Source organism: Candidatus Avelusimicrobium fimicolum (assembly GCF_021632165.1).
Taxonomy (GTDB): domain Bacteria; phylum Elusimicrobiota; class Elusimicrobia; order Elusimicrobiales; family Elusimicrobiaceae; genus Avelusimicrobium; species Avelusimicrobium fimicola.
The window spans coordinates 61,256-67,255 of record NZ_JAJWTS010000007.1 but is presented as its reverse complement, the minus strand read 5'-3'; the positions used below and the strand labels follow the sequence as shown (position 1 = coordinate 67,255).

The 6,000-nt window shown below is 46.6% G+C and carries 5 protein-coding genes; 2 read left to right on the top strand and 3 right to left on the bottom strand.

All coding sequences use genetic code 11. The annotated features are described in order from the left end of the window. Positions 1 to 108 precede the first annotated feature (108 nt). Positions 109 to 987, top strand: coding sequence for a hypothetical protein (locus ACQY2K_RS04200; protein ID WP_428040869.1), 879 nt, complete (start codon positions 109 to 111; stop codon positions 985 to 987). A 60-nt stretch (positions 988 to 1,047) separates the two neighbouring features. Here the strand turns inward: ACQY2K_RS04200 and ACQY2K_RS04195 are convergent, their stop codons facing one another. Continuing rightward, the gene (locus ACQY2K_RS04195; protein WP_428039873.1) at positions 1,048 to 1,920 is read right to left on the bottom strand and encodes a hypothetical protein; all 873 of its coding nucleotides are present in this window, start codon (positions 1,918 to 1,920) and stop codon (positions 1,048 to 1,050) included. Positions 1,921 to 1,934: 14 nt separating this feature from the next. Next, positions 1,935 to 2,390 carry a hypothetical protein gene (locus tag ACQY2K_RS04190; protein WP_177746915.1) on the bottom strand — a complete coding sequence of 152 codons (456 nt, stop codon included), beginning with the start codon at positions 2,388 to 2,390 and terminating at the stop codon, positions 1,935 to 1,937. 144 nt (positions 2,391 to 2,534) lie between these two features. Here ACQY2K_RS04190 and pyk point away from each other — a divergent pair, with 144 nt between their 5' ends. After that, positions 2,535 to 3,956, top strand: coding sequence for a pyruvate kinase (gene pyk, locus ACQY2K_RS04185; protein ID WP_177746913.1), 1,422 nt, complete (start codon positions 2,535 to 2,537; stop codon positions 3,954 to 3,956). A 626-nt stretch (positions 3,957 to 4,582) separates the two neighbouring features. On the opposite strand, the gene ACQY2K_RS04180 is transcribed toward pyk, so the two are convergent. Continuing rightward, a complete protein-coding gene (locus ACQY2K_RS04180; RefSeq protein WP_428040868.1) occupies positions 4,583 to 5,965 on the bottom strand; it encodes an MFS transporter in 1,383 nt (460 codons plus the stop codon). Positions 5,966 to 6,000: the final 35 nt, after the last annotated feature.

Genomic DNA, 6,000 nt, shown 5'->3' with positions numbered 1-6,000 from the left:
GGATATATGTTTTAATTTAAGTCGTTTTAGTTTTACACCCCGGACTTTTATAAAAGGTTCGGGGCTTTATTTTACAGAATTTAACTAATAGATAAAAGGAAAAATAAAATGAAATACATAAAATTACTTCTCGCTGTACTTGTCTGTGTTGCTGTTACGCCCGTTGCTCAGGCGCAGAGGCTGCCTGTAAAACGTGTTAAAATAAAAGTTTACCATTTGCCGTCTAACAAAACCCTGTTTCCAAAAGGGGCTGTAACTGGTATTAAAGTAAAAAATCCTAAGTTTAAAACCCCGGTCGTCCAACTGCCGGTAACCACTTTAAGATTAGCGGTTAATAAAAAAGCCAAGGAAATCCAACTCAAACTCAACGAGCAGAGAAAACAACAACTGCTTAAACAACAAGATTGGATTAAAGATATTGAGCAAAACCGTGCTGCGCTTTTGAGTTCATATCATTTGCCCGAGGATTATATTTCGGGTTTTTATGTCCGCCGTATTGAGCCGTACCAGAGCAGACCCCAGTCTATGTATCATCCGGACGAAAAATCCGATAAAATTCTGTACCGCGGAATGATTATTACGCCGGAAGAGTTGGTGGCCATTTTAAAGAACGGCTTTTCGCCTAAAAACTCTACTTGGAACGTGGGTACGGATTCCAGAGGATCGGCCGTCAGTTTGTCTTCTTCTTACACGGAAGCAAGCCATTATATTTTCCAAAACGGGTATAAGAAAGATGGCCTTGGAGTTGTGTTTGTAGTACGCAGGACGCCTGCAATGGAACTTGGTAAAGATCCAAAACTTAACTCCACCAAAACTATTTATTACTCTTATGAAGATATCCCTGCTTCGGATATTGTGGATGTATATTTTCACGGAGAATACGGGCCCGAATCCTTGCAAAACGTTATGGAAAAAATTCAGCAAGGAACGAACCGTCCGCATAACACCTGGACCAATCAATTTAGCGGAGGAGGCTTTCTCCGTTAACCATAAAAAATCCCCCAGACAAAACTGGGGGATTTTTTATGATACATAAACTAAGATTGATTATTTGGCTTCTTTAAAAATATGGCTAAATGATAACGATACACCCACATAAATATTTTCACCGCGCGTACCGAAATCTTTGGCCTGCGCCGTATAATAACTGATAAACGGGGCAAGGTGCAAATTTTTATATAATTCCACTTCCAAGCGCGCATCGGCGGCAAATTCATAATCTAAATCGGTCGGGCGCTTTTCAGATGCGCTTAAATAATCACGGAACAGGGCAGAATATTTGGCCGTTACACCTTCGCGCACGGGCTGCTCAATTTTCAATCCCGCTTCCCACGCCAGTTTGGTTGAGTTGGGGCTGTATGTAAAATCACGCTCACCCACTACGGCAGCAAACAAACTTTTTAAATATTTTCCTTCAAACATTTTTACCCCGGCCGTTCCGCGCAAAATGCGGGTGCGGGGGGAATTATCAGGCTTGGTAAATTCGGTTTCGTAACCCAAATTGGCAAATGGGCCGGCTTCAAAGCCTCCTAAAAAGTTTTCAACCTTCCATAAGCGTTGGGTGTAGCCGGTGGTAAACAAAATTTTGTCGGCATTTTCATTGGTTAAGGTCTCGCCTTCCACAGGGCGGATTTTAGTACGGCCATAGTCCATTAACAGTTCATTGGTCCACAAATAGTGTTCGGCGTGATAATCCGATATCGCATCCAAATTACCGCGCACGGCAGTTTGGGAATCGCCGTTTAAGCGGGCATCAGAAAAGTCTTGGTATTCTTTGGCGTGTTTTACTTCGGTGGAAGTTACGTCAAGAGCGATTTTTTTCAGTTCAATTTGCCAGCCCTGTTTGCCGTCCTGCGCGTACGAAACACCACAAAGCAACACCAAGGCAATCAGCAAAAATGCTTTTTGCAAAAGTTTCATAATTCTCCTGGGGTTTAATCTTCAAGTTTGTAACGGATACGCAATTTGCCGTTTTGGTATGACCAACTGATTATTTTAAAATGCCCGATTTCGCGGGTATTTTCCACGTGTTTGCCAATACAGGGGCAGACATCATACCCGCCCACGCGCACCAACCTCACGGTATTTCCGGCTTCTGGCGGCAAACGGGATAAATCCACACTCTTTTCCGCCTCCTCGCGCGGAAGTTCCTCCGCCGTTACGGGCAGTTGCCCGGCAATCACGTCATTTACCATATCTTCCACTTCGCGCAACTGTTCCGCTGTCGGTTCAATCGGCAGGAAATAATCACACTTGGATTTATTTTTTTCAATATGGTTAGTTAAACTGCGCTCACAGCCAAACATACGAACCATTGTTTGGTTCAAAATGTGTTCGGCCGTATGCATCGGGGGAAAATAATCTTTTTTAGGGGTTAAAGACGTATCCATACGGTATATTTTAGCGAATTTAAAGGGGCTTTTCAATTTTCTAATACAATAAACCAATGACAACGCGCCCCAAAAATAATAAAATAATAAAGAAGGGGAAAACCCCCTCTCATATAGTTAGATAGAGGAAATAAAATTAAGATTATGCCGAAAAATACTGACTTTTGCAAAATCGTCGCGACCATCGGTCCCGACACCAGCGATGAAAAATCTATTGAATCCTTGGTAAAAGCCGGCGTTTCCGTGTTCCGCTGCAACTGCAGCCACGGTTCCTTGCCCGAATACCAGGAAAGAGTAACCAACATCCGCAAGATGGAAAAAAAATACAACTGCACTTTGGGTATCTTGTTTGACTTGCAAGGCCCGAAACTCCGCGTTGGCACGTTTAAAGATTACCGCATCCACTTGAAAGAAGGGGATAAATTCCGCTTGGATATGAATCCGGAACCCGGCGACCAGACCCGCGTTTGCTTGCCCCACAAAGAAATTTTTGCCGCTATGAAAGACGGCCTGGAACTTTTGCTTAATGACGGCGTAGTCCGCTTGCGTGTGGATGCCCACACCGCCGACACCGCCGACTGCACCGTTATCGCGGGCGGCGAACTTTCCAACAAAAAAGGCGTAAATGTACCCGGCGTAAAATTGCCGCTTTCCGCGTTAACCGCCAAAGATAAAGAAGATTTGAAGATCGCCGAAATGTTGGGAGCCGATTTCATCGGCTTGTCCTTCGTTCAGGAACCGGAAGACTTAATTGAATTGCGCGGTTTGATGAAATCCAAAGCGCACATCATCTCCAAAATTGAAAAGCCGTCCGCCATTGAACACTTGCGCGAAATTATTGACTTGACCGACGTAGTAATGGTTGCCCGTGGCGACCTGGGCGTAGAAACCAGCCCCGAACTCGTGCCGGTCTTGCAGAAAAAGATTGTTTCCGGCTGCCGCAAAGCGGGTAAACCGGTCATCATTGCTACGCAAATGTTGGAATCTATGATTCACAACATTATGCCTACCCGCGCCGAAGCCTCTGACGTGGCTACCGCCGTTTACGATGGTGTGGACGCGGTAATGCTCTCTGCCGAAACCGCCCAAGGCGATCACCCGGTGGAAGCCGTTACCACGATGCGCCGCATCATTGAAACCGTAGAAAAAGACCACCGCTACCGCAAAGGCCTTTCCTTGTTGGAACGCAAAAACGATTCCACCAAAGAAGGCGCCATTACTACGGGTGCTGGCATTGTGGCCACCAACTTGGATACGGCCAACGTAATCGTTACGTTTACCGATTCCGGTTCCACCACCTTGCGTGCCTCCCAACAGCGCGCCGGCGGCTTGCCTATTTTGGCCCTTACGCCAAACATAACCACCGCCCGCCAGTTGGCTGTGGTATGGGGTGTAACGCCGATTGTCATTGACAATTTGAAAAACTTTGACGATATGACGCGCGAAGCCAAAAAAGCCGTCCTCGCCCAAGGTTTAGCCAAAGAAGGCGACAACGTAGTAGTAACTGCCGGTATTCCGTTTGGTAAAGCCGGTACGACCAATATGCTCTACGTTATGAACATCTAATTAACCATTAGTTGCTTAATACGCCGTCCGATTTCGGGCGGCGTATTTTTTTGTACAAAAAAACCACCGGTTAGCCGAGAATAGAAAAAAAGGTTACACCAATGCCCAGTATCGTTTCCGCGGCGATATTCTATTTAGAACAAATGCGAAAGAAATAGACCCGTAAAAAGTGTTGTCATTGCCGAGATTTGTCGGCGCGAAGCGTTCGGGAATCTGTCGTTTGTCGTTGGTGTCCTCTTGCGCAACAACAGCTCCCCGAACCCTGCGGGCCGTCAAACCCTCGGGGATGACAAAGGAAGAACGTACTCACCAACCCTCGGGGAGGACGGCATAAAGGAAAAAGGAACGCGAACAAGAGGAGTATTTGAGACTAGATATCTAGCGGACCAGTAACAGAGGGCAGGACCCGCATATGAAACTCCCTAGGCTCCCGCCGCCTAGGGCTTCTTTTGCTCCAAAATCTCAGCTACGCTTGATTTTGCCCGCTACTAACTACAAGAAGAAAACAAAGTTTTCTAGTCGCGGTTTTTTTGCACTTCATCCCCAGGCTTCTGCCTGGTGAGCAGAACGCATATAAAAACCCCCGGCGGCTAGCCGGGGGTTTTAACTAGAAATAACCGTAAATGTTATTTGTTTTCAGCAGAAATAGAAGCGGCTTCCTTCTTCCAAGTGGTGGCAATAAAGCCCATTGCGATAATACACGCAATAATGCAGGAGAAGTACACCCCTTTCCAGCCGAAACTCTTGCTGATGTACGCGGCCCCGGTGCTGGACAACATAGCACCAAAGTAACCGAACATACCCGTAAAGCCGCACGCGGCGGAAACGGATTCCTGTACGGTTACACGGGAGGCTTGTACACCGCCGGCCAGGTTCTGCGGGCCGTCCACAAAGAAGCCGATAAACGAAGCGAGCAAGGACGTCCAGAAGAATTGGTCTGTACCGGCCACGCAATAAAAGCCCCAGCAACTGGCGGCCAAAATGACCAAGTAAATAATATTCATTTGGGTGCAGCGGCCTTGGAAGAATTTATCAGCCAAGTAACCGGCAACGATACCGCCGGGCATACCCAAGAAAGGCATCCATTTCATAGCGGACACGGCGCCGTCGGGCGTAAAGCCGCGTTCCTGGGTCAGGAACATCGTACCCCAGTCCAACGTGGCAAAACGTACATAGTAAATGAAAATGTACGAAATAGCCAAGGCCCAAAGGAACGGGTTTTTGAGCACGTGTTTTTTAAGAATTTCCCAGTGGGAAAGGGTGCTCTTTTCTTTTACAGGCATTACGTCGTTTCTGTAAACTTCAATAGGAGGCAAACCCACGGTAGTAGGTTTATCGGTCAAGAAGAACATCAGGAAAATACTATAACAAATACCCATAAAAGCAGGTACGATAAAAGCCATTTTCCACATATCCAATTTGAGCAGATAAGAAATCAACACGCCCACAAAGAACGCACCGAACGTGTGGGAAGAAGACCACAAGGTCCATTTGGTCGCTCTTTCAGAGGGGGAGAACCAGTATACCAAACCTTTGGCTACCGGAGGAAATCCCATAGACTGCGCCACACCGTTCAAGCCCCAGGCAAACGAGGCCAACGCCACGAGCGGCAAGGTAATACCCATATTGCCCAAGAAGGCCTGGAATTGCGGCAGGAAAGGGAACGCCAAGTTGATAAGGGAAGAAATGAACAAGCCGAGCGCCATTACGCCACGGATGTTACAGCGGTCCGCCAACACGCCGCTTAAAAACTTACCGATACCGTAGGTAAGATAAATCGTCGTGCCGATATACCCCAACTGAATTACGTCCAAGCCAAAGTTCTGGCTCAGCGCAGGTTTTACATAATCCAAATTTTTGCGGGTGAAATAAAACAAGGCATAACCAAAGTACATGCCGAAGAACATCTTAATACGCCAGTTACGGTACAAACGCTTAATCTGTGCCTCGTCGGAAATAGGTGTTCCGTCCGGCAAAGGTTTAAGCCAACCAACTAATTTTGCGAACATTCTTGTCTCCTATTTATAATTTAACGTGCAAAAGC